This window comes from Halomonas almeriensis (assembly GCF_030409235.1).
GTDB classification, from domain to species: domain Bacteria; phylum Pseudomonadota; class Gammaproteobacteria; order Pseudomonadales; family Halomonadaceae; genus Halomonas; species Halomonas almeriensis.
The window spans coordinates 305,066-321,782 of record NZ_JAUFPO010000006.1; the positions used below are offsets into that span (position 1 = coordinate 305,066).

Genomic DNA, 16,717 nt, shown 5'->3' on the forward strand with positions numbered 1-16,717 from the left:
GCGCCCCTTGCGGTACCCTTGTAGCGGTGTCATATCACTTTTTTCCCCGGCTCTTGCGCCACGCTTTCCAAGCCGCCTTGCTGGTGTCCGACACCGCCATGCCGGTGGCCAGGGTACCGACCAGAGCTCCCTCGGCAGCGGTGCTGGTCCAGTCCTTGACGGTTGCGCCGAGGCCGGGGCGCTGTTCGAAGTGGCGGGTGACAGTGCTCAGTTCAGCCTGGTAGTGCACGGGGTGTAACCCGGCGAGGGCCAGTAGCTCCAGGGTGGCGCGCAGGCGCTTTTCGGCGCCGGGTTCCTCGGCCTTTCGCAGGTGGCAGAGGTGAATCTGTACCTCCTGGCTGTGGCGGCGGTCGTCGTTGAGCCGCCAGCGCAGATAGGCGCCTTCCGGAGTGTCGGGGCATTCAGCCAGTTTGCTGTCGATCTGCTGGCGCTTGTCGGCCAGGGCGTCGAGCAGGCAGCCATGCAGGGCGTCCAGATGCTGGTGAGCGGTGGCTGACCATTGGCGGTATTGTTCCCCCGAGGCTTTGTGTTTGATGCTTCGCGACACCTGCGGCGTCAGGGCCTGTGAGAGAACGGGCAGCGCCACGCCGAACACCACGCCGCCGGCGGGGCCGAAAAGGGCAGTGCCGATGAACGGCCCGGCGGCGCTGCCGGCACCGGCCAGGCCGATGCGTACGGAGCCGTCCAGCATGATCTGTTCGAGGGTCTGGCGGGCGCTGAGTTGGCCACGGCGGTAGGCAAGCATGCTGCGGGTCAGGGTCACCAGGGCGGGCGCCGGGATGACTTCCGGATTGAAGACCTCGGCGCCGGCCTCTAGGGACGCGCGGGTCAGGGCTTCGACATGGGTGTTGCTCAGGCCGTCGATGAAGAAGACATGCTCGCGCCACTCCGCGGGGACCTGGCCCTGCAGTTCGGTATTGGCGATGACCGGGTAATCGTAGAACTGGAAGTGTTGCTGCAGGCCGCCGAGGCCATCATGGAACTTGACCTGCATGGGCTGGCCGTCGACCAGCAGGTCCCAGCCCGGCTGACTCGCGCTATCCGGCAGGCTGACGGTGTGGCCCTGGGCGATGAGTTGAGCGGCAACAGCGTGCTCGGCAACGTAGCCCTTGAGCTGGTTGATGGCGCCTGTTGCGGCGGCCGGGTGGCTCTCCTGGATCTGCTCGGCGAGGTTGGCAAAGGCCAGCGAGCTGTCGATATCGGCGCTGCGCGAGAAGTCGGCGGCCTGGACCACACCGGGGTCGATGGCGGCCAGGTTATAGAGCATGTCGCCCAGCGTCAGGCCGGTTACGGCGGCCATATTGCCGGCCTCGCTGCCGGTGGTCGGCTCCAGCGGGCGTGACATGAGCGTCGTTATTTCGGCGCTGGGGCGCGGGTCGGGCATGTCGGCGAGCCCTGCCAGGCGTTGCCAGGCCGTCTGATAGCGTGCGGCGGTCTTGTGGCCGCTGCGCTTGTGGGTGGCGTCTGCGCCATGGGTCAGGTGGGGCGTCAGGGCGAAGGCTCGCAGTGTATTTGTCAGGGCCTGTCTGCCGCTGCGCAGGCCGTTCAGGGCCAGCAGGGCCATGATATGCGACGCAACATGGGCGTTGGTTCTATCACTGGCCTTGTTGAGGACGAGGTAGCCACCCCCCAGGCTCACCAGCGCAATGGTAATGGGGTTGCTGATGACCGCGACGAAGGAGACAAGTCCCGGGCCGCTGACCATGGGCACAAAGGCGGAGGCCTTGGCGGCCAGTAAATAGGGGGCAAAGCCGCTGGCGCCCACGGCGGTGCCCAGGGCGCCCATGGAACCGCCCAGCATGGCGGTATTGCGCACGGCGGCGTCATTGATTCTGTCGACGCCCTCGCCATTCAGTGCCCGTTTGACCTGTTCATTGTTGAGGCTGCCCATCAGGGAAAGGGCTTCGGCCAGTTCCTGGCGCCGCGCTTCCGGATCCTTTGCGCGCTGGCTGGGCGTTTCGTCGTCGCTTTGCTCCTTGAGAAGCTGGTCGAGAATCGGGATGACGATATCCGAGAAGGTGGCATCGTGGCCGCCGTCCTTGTTGCGTCCGAGCTTCTGTAGCCAGCGTTGGCTGGATTTTTTCTGGTCGGGCGAGTCGAAGGTATTGAGCAGCTTGGCCACCATGTCGTCGGCCAGGTGGTGGCAGCCGCGATGGGTGGTGGTCAGCTCGGCAGGCAGGTCGAGCGCCTCGCGCAGACGCACCCACAGCAGCAGGCGCAGCATGTCGTCGCTGTGCTCGCTGTTGCGCCAGTAGTGCTGGCGCTCGCCGAGCTCGCGGGCATCTTCCCGCATTTGCTCGGCGCTGTCCGGGTCGGGCAAGGCCGGTGGTGCGTCCGCCTCGTTCTGTCGGCTGGTCTTGCTGGTCAGCCAGTCGTAGGCGCTCTCGGCCCGCTTGGCCATGCGGCGTTTCAGTTGGCTGTCGTCGAACAGGGCGAGAAAGGTGGCCAGCATGTCGCGGTCGGCACCGCCCAAGCCGGCGAGCACATCCACCGGGGCGATGTCGGCCTGTGCCCGCGAGCCCTTTGTTGCGCTCGCTTCGGATTCCGGCGCTTGCGGCTTGGCGGGCGCTACCCGGTTGGAAGACGATGGGAACTTCATGGCGGCCTCCTTTAGCGTCGAGCGGCGGTGGGACGCGGGCCACGCAGGCCGTGCCACTGCCTCATGACGTTGTCTCCTGTTGCGCGGGGTCGCCGGTGAAGACGGCGGCGACCTGCAGCCAGGGTTGTTTTTCGATCTGCTGGGTGGCTTCCAGCCAGTCGCCGTAGTCGGCGAAGATGCGTTCGAGCTGGGCGGTGCGGTCGTCGCGGCGGCGCTGTTTGCGGCCTTCCTGCTCGCGGCTGGCGCTGAGTTCGAGTTCGATCTGCTGGTAATGCCGGGCCTTGAGGGCGTCCATCTCGTCCATCTGGGCGTTGAGGCGTTCGTTGATCTCGCCTTCGCGCTGCACGCGCACCTGATCCAGATAGCGCTCGGCGGTCTTGACGGCCTCGGGCAGGGCGCTCTGCAGACGCGAGTTGTTGCCCTCGATGCCGGGGTTGGGCAGGGCCTGCGGGTCTATGTCGAGCTCGGCCAGGGCGTCTTCCAGCGGCATGGGCTCGCCGATGGTGGCGCTTGTGGTATCGACGGGCACGGCGCACCAGGCCTGAATCAGCGACTGGCCGCGCTGGTTGGGGTAGCCGCCCTGGAAGAGAATGCGTGCCTGGCCTTCGGGCAGGGTGCCGGGCACGCGGATCACCGGGGCGGTGTGGCGGCCGAAGGCGTTGAGGATGCGGTCGCGCAGCCATTCGAGCACAGGGTGCAGGGGCCAGAGGTACTGCACGCTGGGCCAGGGGTCGTCTTCCTGGCGGGCCTGGTCGAGGGCCTGCTGCATGCGCCGGGTGTCCGCGGTGAGTATGAAGCGGTCGTGCTCGGGGCGGATTTCCCGGGGCAGGTAGGCCAGGCGTTGGCGCAGGTCCTCGGGGGCCACCAGCTCCAGCCGCTGGGCGTTTTCATCGACGCTGGCATCCAGCGACTGCCCCTGGTCGCGCATGGCCTGGCGCAGCCAGTCGATGGCGGCACGTGACCAGGCGAGGGTGCTGGGGTAGAGGCGTGGTGGCTGGGTGGTCAGCTCGTCGATGCTGGCGGCCGGCGTGGTGTCCGGGATGAAGGCGTCCAGCGGTGATTCGCTGTCGCTGAGCTGATCGTCGAGCAGGCCGGCGAACAGGCTGGAAAGGTCGTCCGGGTCGTCGTCGCTTTCGAGTACGCCGGCCACCTGGGCTTCCTGTTCTTCCTGGGTGCGCCCGGCCGAGAACTCCGAGGGGTCGCCGATGTTGCGGCTGGCCTGGTCGTCCTTGTCGATCAGCACTTCGAGGACGCGCTGGTCGCCACGCACCTTGGGGTGTTCGGACTCGGTGAGCAGGTAGCGGATCTGTGGCGTCTGCGTCTGGCCGTAGCGGTCGATGCGGCCGTTGCGCTGCTGGAAGACCATCAGCGACCAGGGAATGTCGAAGTGCACCAGGCGATGGGCGCGGTGGTGCAGGTTGATGCCTTCGGCGGCAACATCGGAGCACAGCAGCAGGCGCAGCGGGCTGTCGCCGCGGTTGAAGGCTTCGACGGTGGCCATGATGTCGCGGTCGCGGTCGGTGCCGCGCAGCACGCCGACCTGGTTGGCCTTGAGGCCGGCATCGCCGGGCAGGTTCTCTTCCAGGAAGGCCAGGGTGGTGAGGCTCTCGGTGAAGATGACCAGGCGGTCGTCGCTGTCGCGTTGCCAGCCGAGCTCGCCCTGACCGGCCTTGCGCCCCAGCAGTTCGAGCAGGGCACGGTACTTGCCGAAGTGATCCGGGCTGATGGCGCGCACGGCCAGCGCCAGGCCCTCGAGGCTGTCGATATCGGCGGCGCGCTCGGGGCTCTGCTCCTGCTTTTGCAGCTTGGCCAGGCGGTTCTCGATGGTGGCCAGGCAGGCGGCGGGGCTGGAGAACAGGGTTTTCTCCAGCCGGGTGCGGAACAGGCCGCTGCCGGCACTGCGCTGGCCGTCCAGGGTGTGGAAGCTGACATCCATCAACTGCTCGAAGGCGTGTTCCTCGGGCTGGCTGGCGGTGGCGTAGTGGCGGTCGATGTGGCGGTCGGGGAAGTCGCCGAGCTGGTCGCGGACGTCCTTCTTGAAGCGGCGAATGACGAGCCCCTTGTCGCGAAAGTCTTCGTGCTCGTAATGGCTCGGGTCGGTGATCGCCGTGGGGTCCAGCATGTTCATCAGGCTGGCGAAGCTCTCGGGCTTGCCGTCGTGCGGGGTGGCCGAGAGCATGATCAGGGTGTCGGAGCGCGTGGCCAGCAGTCGCGCCAGGCGGGCTCGCTGGGAGGCGCCCTGGGCGCCGGCGCGTTCGGCGACGTTGTGGGCTTCATCGATGATGATGATGTCCCAGTGGGCCTGCTCCAGGTAGTGCCGGTATTCGATATCCTGCTTGAGGGTATCGATGGAGATGATGGCACGGTCGAAGTAGTGAAAGGGGTTGTGGTTGGCCGGGATGCGGTTGCGCACCCTGGCCAGCCCCTGGGAGTCGAGGCGCGTCAGCGGGATGGTGAAGCGGTTCCAGAATTCCTGCTGGAACTGGCCGAGCATGGATTTGACGGCCAGCACCAGAATGCGCTTGCCCCGCCCGCGGGCGATGAGCTCGCTGGTCAGGACGCCGGCTTCGAGCGTCTTGCCGAGGCCCACGGCGTCGGCGATCAGCACGCGGGCGCGCGGCTGGTCGAGAGCCTGCCGGGTTGGTTCGAGCTGGAAGGGCAGCGCATCCATGGCGGCGTGGTGGCCCAGGTGGATGCGGTCATCCGTGGGGGCCGTGTCGCGCAATTGGGTGGCGAGCGTCAGCAGGCCGGCGCGATGCCCCTGGGAAAGGTCGTCGACCAGCTCGGTTGAGGCCGGGTCGAGCAGGCGGATCTCGTCTTCCAGGCGGGTGAGGAACTGCGCCTCGCGGCCGCGCACCAGCTCGGAAAGTCCGGTGCAATGCAGTAGCTGGCCGCCGTCGCTGGCGTGGTCGATGCGCGTCAGGCGCCATTCGGCGTCGCGGATTTCCAGGCGCATGCCCGGCGCGTAGTGGTGTGGCTTGTCCATGTTTCCCGCGTCCTGCCCGGGAACGCGCCGCCTCGGAGTGGCCAACAGCGTCCCTGCGTTATGGTTGTTGTGCCCGGCCCGGAGGGCGGTCGGGCGATCAGTATGGGTATTAGCTTGCTAATACAGGACCGGCCATGCAACCACTGAATGGATAGCCAGGCGATTTTTCAACCCGGGTAGTGTTCGGCTGTGGTGCTTTGCGGCCCGGGCGCCACCCGGTAGAATGCGGGAACTTACTCGCGATTCGCCGTGGTCGGCGGGTCAGATCGTACTTGGCTGTGAGCCAGCCCCGCTGCAAGGATTCCGAGCCGCATGAGCTATCAGGTACTGGCCCGCAAGTGGCGGCCGCGCACCTTCCATGAACTGGTCGGGCAGGAGCATGTGCAACGTGCCCTGGTCAATGCGCTGGATCAGGGGCGGCTGCACCATGCTTATCTGTTCACCGGCACCCGTGGGGTGGGCAAGACCACCCTGGCGCGGATTCTGGCCAAGTGCCTGAACTGCACGGCGGGCGGGCCGGGCGACGAGGCGGTGACCTCGCAGCCGTGTGGCGAGTGCTCGAACTGTCAGGCCATCGACGAGGGTCGCTTCGTTGATCTGCTCGAGGTGGATGCGGCCTCGCGCACCAAGGTCGAGGATACCCGCGAGCTGCTCGACAACGTGCAGTACGCGCCGACCCAGGGGCGTTACAAGGTGTACCTCATCGACGAGGTGCACATGCTCTCCACCAGCAGTTTCAATGCGCTGCTCAAGACCCTGGAAGAGCCGCCGCCGCATGTGAAGTTCCTGCTGGCCACCACCGACCCGCAGAAGCTGCCGCCCACGGTGTTGTCGCGCTGCCTGCAGTTCACCCTCAAGCATATGCCCCCCGAACGCATCGTCGGCCACCTTTCCATGGTGCTCGAGGCCGAAAGCGTGTCCTTCGAGGAGAGTGCCCTGTGGCTGCTGGGCAAGGCGGCGGAAGGTTCGATGCGCGATGCCATGAGCTTGACCGACCAGGCGATTGCCTTCGGTCAGGGCGAGGTGCATCACGCCGATGTGGCGGCCATGCTGGGTACTCTGGATCATCGCCATGTGCTGGCGCTGATCGAGGCGCTGGCCGAGGCGGATGCGGCCCGGCTGCTGGCCGAGGTCGCGGCACTGGCCGAACAGGGCCCGGATTTTGCCGCCGTGCTGGATGACGTGACGGGCATTCTGCACCGGCTGGCGATTGCCCAGATGGTGCCGGATGCCGTGGACAACGGCCATGGCGATCGCGATGACCTGCTGGCGCTGGCGGCGCGCTTTACCGCCGAGGATATTCAGCTGTATTACCAGATCGGTGTGCAGGGGCGTGGCGACATGGGTCATGCGCCGGATCTGCGCACCGCCCTGGAGATGACGCTGCTGCGCATGCTGGCCTTCCGCCCGCAGGGTGTGCCCAAGCCGGCTCAGACGCCGCTACCCATGCGCGGCGAGGGAGGAGGCGGCTCGCATGGTGCGCCGTCCAACGGGAGCGAGACGGCACCGAGCGGCGCGGCGGGCGGCGAGACGCCGGCCGAGGCGCAGCCGTCGCCGTCGCAAGCTGCCGAGCCTTCGTCATCGTCAGCCACTACGGGACTCGAGGCCGAGAAAACGCCGGAGTTGGAAGCCTCCAGTGCCCCGGCCGAGACTGATGCCGAACCCGCTCAGCCCGAGACCACGCCGCCCTGGGAGGACTTGCCGGAGGAGGTGAACGCGGATGCCTCGTCGACCGAAGCCGAGGCAGCGCCCGCGGAGGCCATGGTGGAAAGCGGCATAGCGGCGTCCGCCGGTTCCGCACCAGAGATGGATGCGGCGGGGTCAGCGGCGCCTGAGCCGGTGGCTGGCCTTGATGATGAGCCCGAGCCCCAGCCAGCCAGCGCTGTGGCCCCCGAGGCAGCACCGGTGGCTGACGCCGCGCCCGCAGACGACGCGCCCGCCTCCGTGGTGGCTTCCGGCAGTCGGCTGACGCATGAGAACTGGCTGGCGCTCTTCGACTCCCTGAGCATCTCCGGGTTGACGCGCAACCTGGCGGCGCATTGCATGGTCGAAGGGGATGACGGTGAGACACTGCAGCTTCGACTGGACCCGAGCCAGGCGGCCATGCAGGCCGAGGTGCACGTCGAGCGGATTCGCGAGGCGCTGGCGGCGGCGGGTTTCGAACGTCGTCTCGAAATCTTTGATGGTGAGCTGGCCGCGGGCATCGAGACGCCCCGGCAGCAGGCCAATCGCCTGGCGGCCGAGCGTCATGGCGAGGCGGTTGAAGCCTTGCGCGCCGACCCCCATGTCAAGAAATTGGAGCAGGCATTCGGTGCCCAGTTAATCGAGGCATCGGTCAAGCCGCTGGAACAGCCCGATCAGCGCTGAACGGCGCGCTGCACCATAGAGGGCTGCCCTGCGGTGGGCAGTGACAGATTACCCGGCGGCGCTGGCTCCCGGCCGGCGACGCCCCATTCGAACGACGAGGATACCGCCATGATGAAGGGTGGAATGGATGGCCTGATGAAGCAGGCCCAGGAAATGCAGGAAAAGATGCAGCAGGCCCAGGAAGAAGTGGCCAAGGCCGAGGTCCAGGGCGAAGCCGGTGCCGGCATGATCAAGGTGACCATGAACGGTCGCCATGATGTCATCTCGGTGGATATCGACCCGAGCGTCATGCAGGAAGACAAGGAGCTGCTCGAGGATCTGCTGGCGGCTGCCGTGAATGACGCAGTGCGCAAGGTCGAGACCAGTTCCAAGGAGATGATGGAAGAGGCGACGTCGGGGATGAATTTGCCGCCAGGTTTCAAGATGCCCTTCTGATGTGTTGGCAAAGGACTGCGCTCGGCCATGCGGTGTTGAAATCACCGTCAAAGTGCTCATTTAGCGCTGCTAAACTCCGCTTGCTGACTCGTGACATCCTTGTCACTCGCTCTTCGAGCAGCAAAGCTGCCCAAATCGTCAATCCTGACGATTTGTCGGCTGATTTCGCCTAGCCTGGCCGTCACTCGTCATCTTTGCGCTGCGGATGTGGCATATCCTTTAAAGCCTGAAGTGGCCGTCAGCACACCATGCACGTGCAGGCCTGGCGGTGGCGTGTCATCCGATGAGAAGCGCCGGGGACAAGCCGAAGAGGAGGTCCGACGCCATGGGTGAGGAGCACTGCTCCGAACGGGTTGGCCAGGGAAGGCCAACTCAGGACCTGCAAGCGGCGCAGGATGCGAGAGCGCTGCAGGGCGTCGGTAGCGTACATGGATGTATTCATAGCGCCTCCTCGGAGGTTTGTCGCCGGGTCAGGTGAGCCCGCCTCGGGGGATGTCGCGGGTCAGGCGCTTTTCTATTGGGAACTGGGCAATACATGAGCTTTTCTCCACTGGTCGAGCGGTTGATGGAGTCCTTCCGGGTGTTGCCCGGGGTGGGCCCCAAGACCGCGCAACGCATGGCTATGCATCTACTGGAACGCGACCGCGAGGGTGGTCGGCGTCTGGCCGGGGTGCTGAGTGAGGCGCTGGAGCAGGTAGGTTACTGCCAGCGCTGTCGCACCCTCACCGAAGAGACCCTGTGTGGCCTTTGCCAGAGCCAGCGCCGTGATGACGGTGTGTTGTGCGTGGTGGAGTCGCCGGCCGATCTGTTGGCCATCGAGGAAGCCGGCGGCTACAAGGGCCGTTACTTCGTGCTGCATGGCCACCTTTCGCCACTCGACGGCGTGGGGCCCGAGGATATCGGCTTGGATCTGCTCGACGCCAGGGTGGCTGAAGAGGGGGTCGAGGAAGTGATCCTGGCCACCAATCCGACGGTGGAGGGCGAGGCCACTGCGCACTATATTGCCTCCCAGCTTGGGCCGCGCGGCGTGAAGCTGTCGCGTCTGGCCTATGGCGTGCCCATGGGCGGCGAGCTGGAATACGTCGATGGTGGTACCCTGAGCCGCGCCTTCAATGGTCGCTTGCCCTTCGAGAGCCAGTGACCCCATTTCTTCACCGGACGACCGCATGCCCCTGACCCCCGACATTCGCTGGATCGACACGCCCGAGGCTCTGGACGCCGCCTGTGCCGAGGTGGCCGAGGCCGATGTCATCGCCCTTGACACCGAATTCTTCCGCGAACGCACCTTCTATCCCGTGCCGGCGCTGATCCAGTTCTGTGCCGGCGACACGGCCTACCTGGTTGACCCGACCGTGCTGGCCTGTACCGAGACCTTTCGCCGGTTGCTGGGCGAGGGGCCGCTAAAGCTGCTGCATGCCTCCAGCGAGGATCTGGAAGTGTTCAGTCAGTGGGCGGATGTCACGCTGGCCCCGCTGGTCGATACGCAGGTTGCCCAGGCGCTGATCGGTGAAGTGCCGTCCATGGGCTATCAGAAGCTGGTGGCGTTCTGGACCGGCGAGACCCTGCCCAAGGACGAGACGCGTTCCAACTGGCTGGAGCGTCCGCTCAGCGAGACCCAGAAGACCTATGCGGCCCTGGATGTGACCTATCTGGTCGAGGTATGGCGGGCTCAGCGCGAGTCGTTGCTGCGCCATGGCCGCATGGCGTGGTTGCAGGAAGAGTGTGACCAACTGGCCGACCTGGCCAGCCGCACCCTCGACAGCGATGGCCAGTGGTATCTGCGTCAACGCCAGCTTTGGCGGCTCTCGCCACGCCAGGTCGAGGCCTATCGGCGCCTGACCATCTGGCGCGAGGGGGAGGTACGGCGTCGTGACCTGCCGCGGGGCTGGCTGGCCAGCGACAAGCTGCTCTATGCCATCGCCGAGCGCATGCCGGAAAATCGCCATGAGCTGGCCGAGGTGGAGGGCGTCAAGCCGCCGATGGTCAAGCGCCTGGGCGACAGCCTGCTGAGCCTGGTGCGCGAGGCGAAGCACCTGGATGAGGCCGAACTGCCGACACCGCCCTGGTCGCCGATGGATGCCGCCTTCAAGAAGCGCCACAAGGCACTGAAGAAGGTCGTGACCACTGAGGCCGAGAGCCTGGGCGTGGCGCCGGAGCTCCTGCTGCGTCGCCGCGACATGGAAGCGCTGGTGGACGCCTCGCTGCGCGGCGAGCGCCTGCCGTTGCCTGCTGGCTGGCGTGGCGAGCGCCTGGCCGAGCGGCTCGAGAAAGCCCTCGACGAAATCGCGGTGAGCTCATGAATTATCTCAGCGGCAAGCTGCTGTGCGACGTCTACAAGAGCCCCTTGAAGGACGGCATGTATCTGTTCGTCGACAAGCGCCAGGGGCTCGACGAGGTGCCCGAGGTATTACGGGAGCGCTTCGGCGAGCCGGTCTCGGCTATGACCTTGCTGCTGACGCCCGAGAAGTCGCTGGCGAGAACCACGGGCGCGGCGATCATGGCGGCCATCGAGGAGAAGGGCTATTACCTGCAGATGCCCCCGGCTAAGGAAGAATATCTGCTCGACCTGTATCGCACCCCTACGGAGGGGAGGTATTGAGTAAGCGGGAAGCTTGAAGCTGGAAGAAGGAAGACGGAAGAGGGAAGAAGGAAGAGGGACGTAGCTGTAAGCCGTAAGCCGTAAGCGGTAAGTCAAGGGCACCCCCGTTGAACTCAGGGCGACGGGGACCAAACGAAGCGAGGGTCATCTGCCATGGATGGCAGATGTAGCGCCCACGGAAGGGTTTACAGCGCCCTCGCGAAGATTGGTCGCCGAGGCCCTCTTTGATTGGCCGGATTTTCATGAGAGAGCGTTTCTGGGAGCGTTTCCCGCTGGGTGAGTTGACCGGTGAGGAGTGGGAGGCGCTGTGTGATGGTTGCGGGCAGTGCTGCCTGGTCAAGCTGCAGGATGATGATGGTGATCTGGCGGTGCTCAATGTGGCCTGCGAGTTGCTGGATATCGGTAGCTGCCGGTGCAGTGACTACGAGAACCGCTTCGCGCGGGTGCCGGACTGCCAGCAGCTGACGCCGGAACGTGTCGAGGAGTTCAAGTGGCTGCCGGGCTCCTGCGCCTATCGTCGTCTGGCGGAGGGGCGCAAGCTGGCCGGTTGGCATCCCTTGATCTCGGGCGATCCGCAGCGCGTGCATCGCAAGGGCATCAGCGTGCGCAGCTTTGCCGTCTCCCAGCAGGGTATTCCGGACGAGGAGCTCGAGGATCATATCATTGCCATTATTCCCGTCGAGGAGTGAGGCCGGCGTGCGGCGGGGGCTCTGCCGGGGCGCGCTGGCACTGCTGGCGTGCCTGTCGACGGTCGCCGCTGCCGAGGAGCGGGTCGAGTTGTTCGCGGCGGCCTCGATGACCGATGCCATCGACCAGGTCGTGACCCGTTTCGAGGCCTCCCATGAGGTGGACGTGGTGACGGTGTATGCCGCCTCTTCCACCCTGGCGCGGCAGATCGCCCATGGCGCGCCGGCCGAGGTGTATATCTCGGCGAACTTCATGTGGATGGACTGGCTGGGCGAGCAGGACGTGAGCCTGACCCGGCGGGCCGATCTGCTACACAACCGCCTGGCGCTGATTGCCTCGCAGGACTCGCCGCTGGATGATGTGGCGCCGGGCGAGAGTGACTCGCTGGCCGAGCGGCTGGCAGACGGCGAGCGCCTGGCCGTCGGCGATCCGGCCCACGTGCCGGCCGGCATCTACGCCCGTCAGGCCCTCGAGTCGCTGGGCGAATGGCAGGCACTGGCACCGCGCCTGGCCCGCGCCGACAATGTACGCGCCGCCCTGGCGCTGGTCGCCCGCGGCGAAACCCCGCTTGGCGTGGTCTACCACACCGACGCCCTGGCAAGCGACGCCGTGCGCACGCTGGGCCTGTTTCCGGAATCCTCCCATCCGCCCATCACCTACCCGATCGCCACCATCGGCGCCGACCCGTCGCCCGCGGCACTAGCCCTGCGACGCTGGCTGGAGAGTGAGGAAGCGAGGGGGATATTCAAGGCGCAAGGCTTCCGCTGAAGAAGGAAGAAGGAAGAAGGAAGAAGGAAGAAGGAAGCCAGGCTAGTCTCGGAATTGTGGTTTCAAGGGTTTTCTTCCCTCTTCAAGCGGCGCGAGCCGCGTTCTTGCCTCTTCCAGGCGCGGAAGCGCCGTTCTTAGCTCTGTTCGAGGACCCCATGCTCACCAATCCTGAAATCGAGGCGGTTCTGATCAGTCTTCAGGTGGCGGGTGTAGCGCTGGCGTGGATTCTGATTCCCGGCATTGCCGTGGCTTGGTTGATGGCGCGGCGGGAGTTTCCCGGCAAGGCGTTGCTGGATGGTTTGCTGCATCTGCCGCTGGTGTTGCCGCCGGTGGTGGTGGGCTATCTGTTATTGCTGACGCTGGGCCGTCAGGGCGTGGTGGGGCAGTGGTTGAACGCGGCCTGGGGCGTGACGCTGCCGTTTACCTGGCAGGGGGCGGCGGTGGCCGGGGGCGTGATGGCCTTTCCTTTGCTGGTGCGGGCCGTGCGGCTTTCCCTGGAGGCGGTGGATCCGCGTCTGGAGGCCGCGGCCAGTACCCTGGGGGCCGGGCGCTGGCGGGTGTTTGTGACCATCACGCTGCCGTTGACCCTGCCGGGCCTGCTGACCGGCGGGGTGCTGGCCTTTGCCCGGGCGCTGTCGGAGTTCGGGGCGACCATTACCTTTGCCTCGAACATCCCCGGGGAAACCCGAACCCTGCCGCTGGCGCTGTACTCGCTGATTCAGACACCCGGTGGCGAGGCGGCGGCGGCTCGCCTGTGTGCCATCTCGGTGGTCATTGCCATGATCTCGCTGGTGGCGTCCGAGTGGCTGGCACGCCGGGCGCGGGCGCGACTGCAGGGGCGTGACGCATGAGCCTGCTCGAGCTGGAGGTGCGTCAACGGCTGGGGGATTTCTCCCTGGAGCTCGGCCTGGCGGTCGAGGAGCCCGGTGTCACGGCGCTTTTCGGGCCCTCGGGCAGTGGCAAGACCAGTCTGTTGCGCCTGCTGGCCGGCCTGGACCGCCCCGAGCAGGGGCATATCCGCTTGAATGGCGAAACCCTGGTGGACACGTCACGGCGCACCTGGGTGCCGGTGCACCGGCGGCGCCTGGGGGTGGTCTTCCAGGAGGCGCGGCTGTTTCCTCACTATCGCGTGCGCGGCAACCTGACCTACGGCATGCCGCGGCATCTGGCGCGTCGCTTCGATGCCGTGGTCGAGCTGCTGGGCATCGAGGCGCTGCTGGCGCGCTATCCGGCCACGCTTTCCGGTGGCGAGGTACGTCGCGTGGCCATCGGCCGGGCGCTTCTGAGTGATCCGCGCATGCTGTTGATGGACGAGCCGCTGACTGGCCTGGATGGCGCTCGCAAGGCGGAATTGCTGCGCTACATCCAGCGCCTGGCGGGGGAGGTCGAGGTGCCGATCCTCTACGTCAGCCATGAGCCGGCGGAGCTGCTGGAGATTGCCGATACCCTGGTGTTGATGGAAGCGGGCAGGGTGCTGGCACAGGGGGAGCTGGATGCGCTGCTGCAGCGTTGCGACCTGAGCGAGGCGCTGGGCGGCTTCGATGCCGCGATGCGCCTGGAGGTTCGCGTGCAAGCCCATGACACGGCCTACGGCCTCACCCATCTGCGCCTGGAGGATGGCCAGTCACTCAGCGTGCCGACCCTGCAGGCCTCGCCGGGACAGCGGGTTCGGCTGCGTGTGCCGGTGCGCGATGTGGCCCTGGCACTCGCGCCCAGCGCCGAGCTGAGTTACCGCAACCAGCTCGCCGCGGTCATCGACCAGGCCTGGGCACCTCCCGGCGACCCCACCACCATGGAACTGCGGCTGCGCCTCGGCGAGCAGATGCTGCGCGCTCGCCTGACCCGCCACGCCTTCGACCAGCTCGGTTTGGTCGAAGGCCAGCACGTCACCGCACTGATTCGGAGTGTGGCGTTTGCCCAGCGGGAGCTTTGAAGAGAGAAGAAAGAAGAGGGAAGAAGGAAGGCAAAGCAAACTATAGCATCTTGCCCTTGAAGGCACTTGGTGCCGTTCTTCCTTCTTCCTTCTTCGAGCGGCGAAGCCGCGTACTTTCACAACCTCACGCCTTCCCCATCGCCCAGAGGATAAAGGCGTCTTCGCGGGCGTGGTCGCGCCAGGCCTTGAAGCGTCCGGAGGCGCCGCCGTGGCCGGCGTCCATGTCGGTGCGCAGCAGCGGGGGTGGGGTGCTCGCCGGGTCGGTGCGTTCGCTGAGTCGGGCGTAGAGCTTGGCCGGTTCCCAGTAGGAGACGCGGGTGTCATGCCAGCCGCCCTGGATGAAGACCGGCGGCCAGGGGCGTTCGGGCAGGTTGTCGAGTGGTGAGTAGGCGGCGATGCGCTGGTAGACCTCGGGGTCGCGCGGGTCGCCCCATTCGCTGTATTCGGCGGTGGTCAGCGGCAGCTCGGGGTTCTGCATGGTGCGCAGCACGTCGACGAAGGGCACGTCGAGCACGGCGGCGCAGAAGCTGTCCGGGGCCAGATTGAGGCCGGCGCCGACCAGCAGGCCGCCGGCGCTGCCGCCGTGGGCGACGATGCGCCGGCCATCGCTGATGCCCTGTTCGACCAGGGCGTCGCGGGCGGCGATGAAGTCATGAAAGCTGTTGGTCTTTTGGGCCAGCTTGCCGGCCAGGTACCAGGGCTCGCCACGCTCGCCGCCGCCACGCACATGGGCCACGGCAAAGGCCACGCCACGTGCCAGCAGCTCCAGGCGGGCAGCCGAGAACCAAGCGTCCTGGACTTCGCCGTAGGCGCCATAGCCGTCGAGCAGGGTCGGCAGGGTGGTGCCTGTCAGGTCGGCGCGCATGACCACGGAGACCGGCACCTGCTCGCCATCATGGGAGCGGGCCCAGAGACGCCGGCAGGTGAGCTGTTCGGGCTGCAGGTCGCCATGCACCGGCAGGCGCTTGAGCAGGCGGCGTTCGCCGCTGTCCAGGTCCAGCGTGCTCCAGCTCGGCGGCTGGGTGAAGGATTCCTCGCGCAGACGCAGCTCCCGGGTATCGAAGTGCGGCGTGGCGTCCAGGCCCTGGCTGCAGGGCAGCTCGCCGAGGGGCAGCCATTCGTCGCACTGCACCCCATGCTGGTCATCCAGCTCGATCACGCGCAGGCGCACCTGGGCCTCGTCATGGTCGCGTTCGCTGAGTACCAGGCCCCAGGTGAAGGCGTCGACGCCTTCCAGGGTGGTGTCATGACGGTGATCGATGAGCCGTTCGCCGTCGCTGTCCGGCTGCGTCTCGTCCAGACGCGTCAGGCAGAAGTGCGGGGCCTGACGGTTGTGCAGCATGTAGAAGTGCCCGGGACGGTGGTCGATGGCGTATTCGACCCCGGCTTCACGGGCGCGGAAGCACCAGGCCGGGGTATGTGGCGCGCTGGCGGGAACCAGGTGGGTTTCGCTGGTGTCCTTGGAGGCGGATTCGAGGACCAGCCATTGCCGCGAGCGGGTCTTGCCCATGCCCAGCCAGAATTCCGGGTCGTCCTCGCGCAGGACCAGCGAGGCGCTGCCGGCGCTCGGCATGGGGTCGAGCGTCAGCGGCAGTCGCCAGATGCTTTCCGGGCGCTGGGTGGCGTCAAAGCGCGTGAACAGCAGGGTCGTGCCATCTTCCGCCCAGCAAAGCTCGGGGCCGATATCCTCGAGCAGACGGACGGGCTCGCCATCCGGTAGGGCTTTCAGCCACAGGCTGAAGACCTCGTCGCCCGTGGTGTCTTCCGTCCAGGCCAGCCAGGCTTCGTCCGGGGATAGGGCCATGTCGCCGATCTCGAAAAAGACCCGGTCGGCGGCGCGCGCTTGGGTATCAAAGAAGGCTTCGCTGGCCTCCGGAGCGCCATTGGGGTGACGCCACCACACCGGGTGGTCGGCATCGGCGGCGGTCTCGCTCCACAGGGTGAAGTGGTCGAGTGGCACCGGCAGGCTGCGCTCGGCCAGCTCGCGGCGCGCCAGATGCCCCTGGTAGAGCGCCTCGGCCAGTGGCTCGAGAGGGGCGAACCAGCGGCTGGCCTCGTCATTGGCGGCGTCGAGAAAGGCCGTGACGTCGGGGTCGTCACGCCCTTCGAGCCAGTGCCAGGCCGGGTCATCGGGGCGTCGGAAACGTTCGGCCGGACGTTGGGGCGGTCGGGATTCTGGCGTCTGGCCAAGTGGCGGCTGTGCTTTCATGCTGCGGGATGTACCATTAACAGAGTAAATTCATTAAGGAAAACACTGAATTAATGCCTGTGCAGGCGAATCGGTGCGTGACCCGGTGCGCGAAAGCTCGTCTAACCTTTTGTTATTCCTCGCTTTCTTTGCGC

Annotated in this window: 12 protein-coding genes; 9 read left to right on the forward strand and 3 right to left on the reverse strand. The window is 66.5% G+C overall.

The annotated features are described in order from the left end of the window. Nucleotides 1–34 precede the first annotated feature (34 nt). Together QWY74_RS05340 and QWY74_RS05345 are read right to left on the reverse strand one after the other, a co-directional pair. Entirely contained in the window at nt 35–2,599 is a 2,565-nt protein-coding gene (locus tag QWY74_RS05340; RefSeq protein WP_290313949.1) for a hypothetical protein, read from the reverse strand. Between the two features lie 61 nt (nt 2,600–2,660). Next, entirely contained in the window at nt 2,661–5,585 is a 2,925-nt protein-coding gene (locus QWY74_RS05345; protein WP_290313951.1) for a DEAD/DEAH box helicase, read from the reverse strand. Between the two features lie 312 nt (nt 5,586–5,897). Here QWY74_RS05345 and dnaX point away from each other — a divergent pair, with 312 nt between their 5' ends. The 9 genes from dnaX (at nt 5,898) to modC (ending at nt 14,374) form a co-directional block, all read left to right on the forward strand. Then, nucleotides 5,898–7,952, forward strand: a complete 2,055-nt coding sequence (gene dnaX, locus QWY74_RS05350; RefSeq protein WP_290313953.1) for a DNA polymerase III subunit gamma/tau — start codon at nt 5,898–5,900, stop codon at nt 7,950–7,952. Between the two features lie 108 nt (nt 7,953–8,060). Continuing rightward, nucleotides 8,061–8,387: a YbaB/EbfC family nucleoid-associated protein gene (locus QWY74_RS05355; RefSeq protein WP_141317893.1), complete on the forward strand. Its 327-nt coding sequence runs from the start codon at nt 8,061–8,063 to the stop codon at nt 8,385–8,387. Between the two features lie 535 nt (nt 8,388–8,922). Beyond that, on the forward strand, nt 8,923–9,528 hold the full coding sequence (gene recR, locus QWY74_RS05360; RefSeq protein ID WP_264825062.1) for a recombination mediator RecR: 606 nt from the start codon (nt 8,923–8,925) through the stop codon (nt 9,526–9,528). Between the two features lie 25 nt (nt 9,529–9,553). After that, a complete protein-coding gene (gene rnd, locus QWY74_RS05365; protein WP_264825063.1) occupies nt 9,554–10,687 on the forward strand; it encodes a ribonuclease D in 1,134 nt (377 codons plus the stop codon). Continuing rightward, a complete protein-coding gene (locus QWY74_RS05370; protein ID WP_290313954.1) occupies nt 10,684–10,986 on the forward strand; it encodes a YcgL domain-containing protein in 303 nt (100 codons plus the stop codon). The genes rnd and QWY74_RS05370 overlap by 4 nt, the downstream gene beginning before the upstream one ends. 242 nt (nt 10,987–11,228) lie before the next feature. Continuing rightward, the gene (locus QWY74_RS05375; protein WP_264825065.1) at nt 11,229–11,675 is read left to right on the forward strand and encodes a YcgN family cysteine cluster protein; all 447 of its coding nucleotides are present in this window, start codon (nt 11,229–11,231) and stop codon (nt 11,673–11,675) included. Beyond that, nucleotides 11,650–12,441 (forward strand): molybdate ABC transporter substrate-binding protein, encoded by a 792-nt coding sequence (gene modA, locus QWY74_RS05380; RefSeq protein ID WP_290313955.1) that lies wholly within the window; start codon nt 11,650–11,652, stop codon nt 12,439–12,441. Before QWY74_RS05375 ends, modA begins: the two co-directional genes overlap by 26 nt. 155 nt (nt 12,442–12,596) lie before the next feature. Beyond that, nucleotides 12,597–13,292 (forward strand): molybdate ABC transporter permease subunit, encoded by a 696-nt coding sequence (gene modB / locus QWY74_RS05385; RefSeq protein ID WP_264825067.1) that lies wholly within the window; start codon nt 12,597–12,599, stop codon nt 13,290–13,292. Continuing rightward, a complete protein-coding gene (gene modC, locus QWY74_RS05390) occupies nt 13,289–14,374 on the forward strand; it encodes a molybdenum ABC transporter ATP-binding protein (protein ID WP_264825068.1) in 1,086 nt (361 codons plus the stop codon). The genes modB and modC overlap by 4 nt, the downstream gene beginning before the upstream one ends. Nucleotides 14,375–14,498: 124 nt before the next feature. On the opposite strand, the gene QWY74_RS05395 is transcribed toward modC, so the two are convergent. Continuing rightward, a complete protein-coding gene (locus QWY74_RS05395; protein ID WP_290313956.1) occupies nt 14,499–16,583 on the reverse strand; it encodes a S9 family peptidase in 2,085 nt (694 codons plus the stop codon). Nucleotides 16,584–16,717: the final 134 nt, after the last annotated feature.

Excerpts from the sequence above, each read along its gene's own strand:
- QWY74_RS05375 (WP_264825065.1), top strand. The coding sequence starts at position 11,229 with ATGAGAGAGCGTTTCTGGGAGCGTTTCCCGCTGGGTGAGTTGACCGGT.
- modB (WP_264825067.1), top strand. The coding sequence starts at position 12,597 with ATGCTCACCAATCCTGAAATCGAGGCGGTTCTGATCAGTCTTCAGGTG.
- QWY74_RS05345 (WP_290313951.1), bottom strand. The coding sequence starts at position 5,585 with ATGGACAAGCCACACCACTACGCGCCGGGCATGCGCCTGGAAATCCGC.
- QWY74_RS05395 (WP_290313956.1), bottom strand. The coding sequence starts at position 16,583 with ATGAAAGCACAGCCGCCACTTGGCCAGACGCCAGAATCCCGACCGCCC.
- QWY74_RS05370 (WP_290313954.1), top strand. The coding sequence starts at position 10,684 with ATGAATTATCTCAGCGGCAAGCTGCTGTGCGACGTCTACAAGAGCCCC.
- recR (WP_264825062.1), top strand. The coding sequence starts at position 8,923 with ATGAGCTTTTCTCCACTGGTCGAGCGGTTGATGGAGTCCTTCCGGGTG.
- QWY74_RS05340 (WP_290313949.1), bottom strand. The coding sequence starts at position 2,599 with ATGAAGTTCCCATCGTCTTCCAACCGGGTAGCGCCCGCCAAGCCGCAA.
- modC (WP_264825068.1), top strand. The coding sequence starts at position 13,289 with ATGAGCCTGCTCGAGCTGGAGGTGCGTCAACGGCTGGGGGATTTCTCC.
- rnd (WP_264825063.1), top strand. The coding sequence starts at position 9,554 with ATGCCCCTGACCCCCGACATTCGCTGGATCGACACGCCCGAGGCTCTG.
- dnaX (WP_290313953.1), top strand. The coding sequence starts at position 5,898 with ATGAGCTATCAGGTACTGGCCCGCAAGTGGCGGCCGCGCACCTTCCAT.
- QWY74_RS05355 (WP_141317893.1), top strand. The coding sequence starts at position 8,061 with ATGATGAAGGGTGGAATGGATGGCCTGATGAAGCAGGCCCAGGAAATG.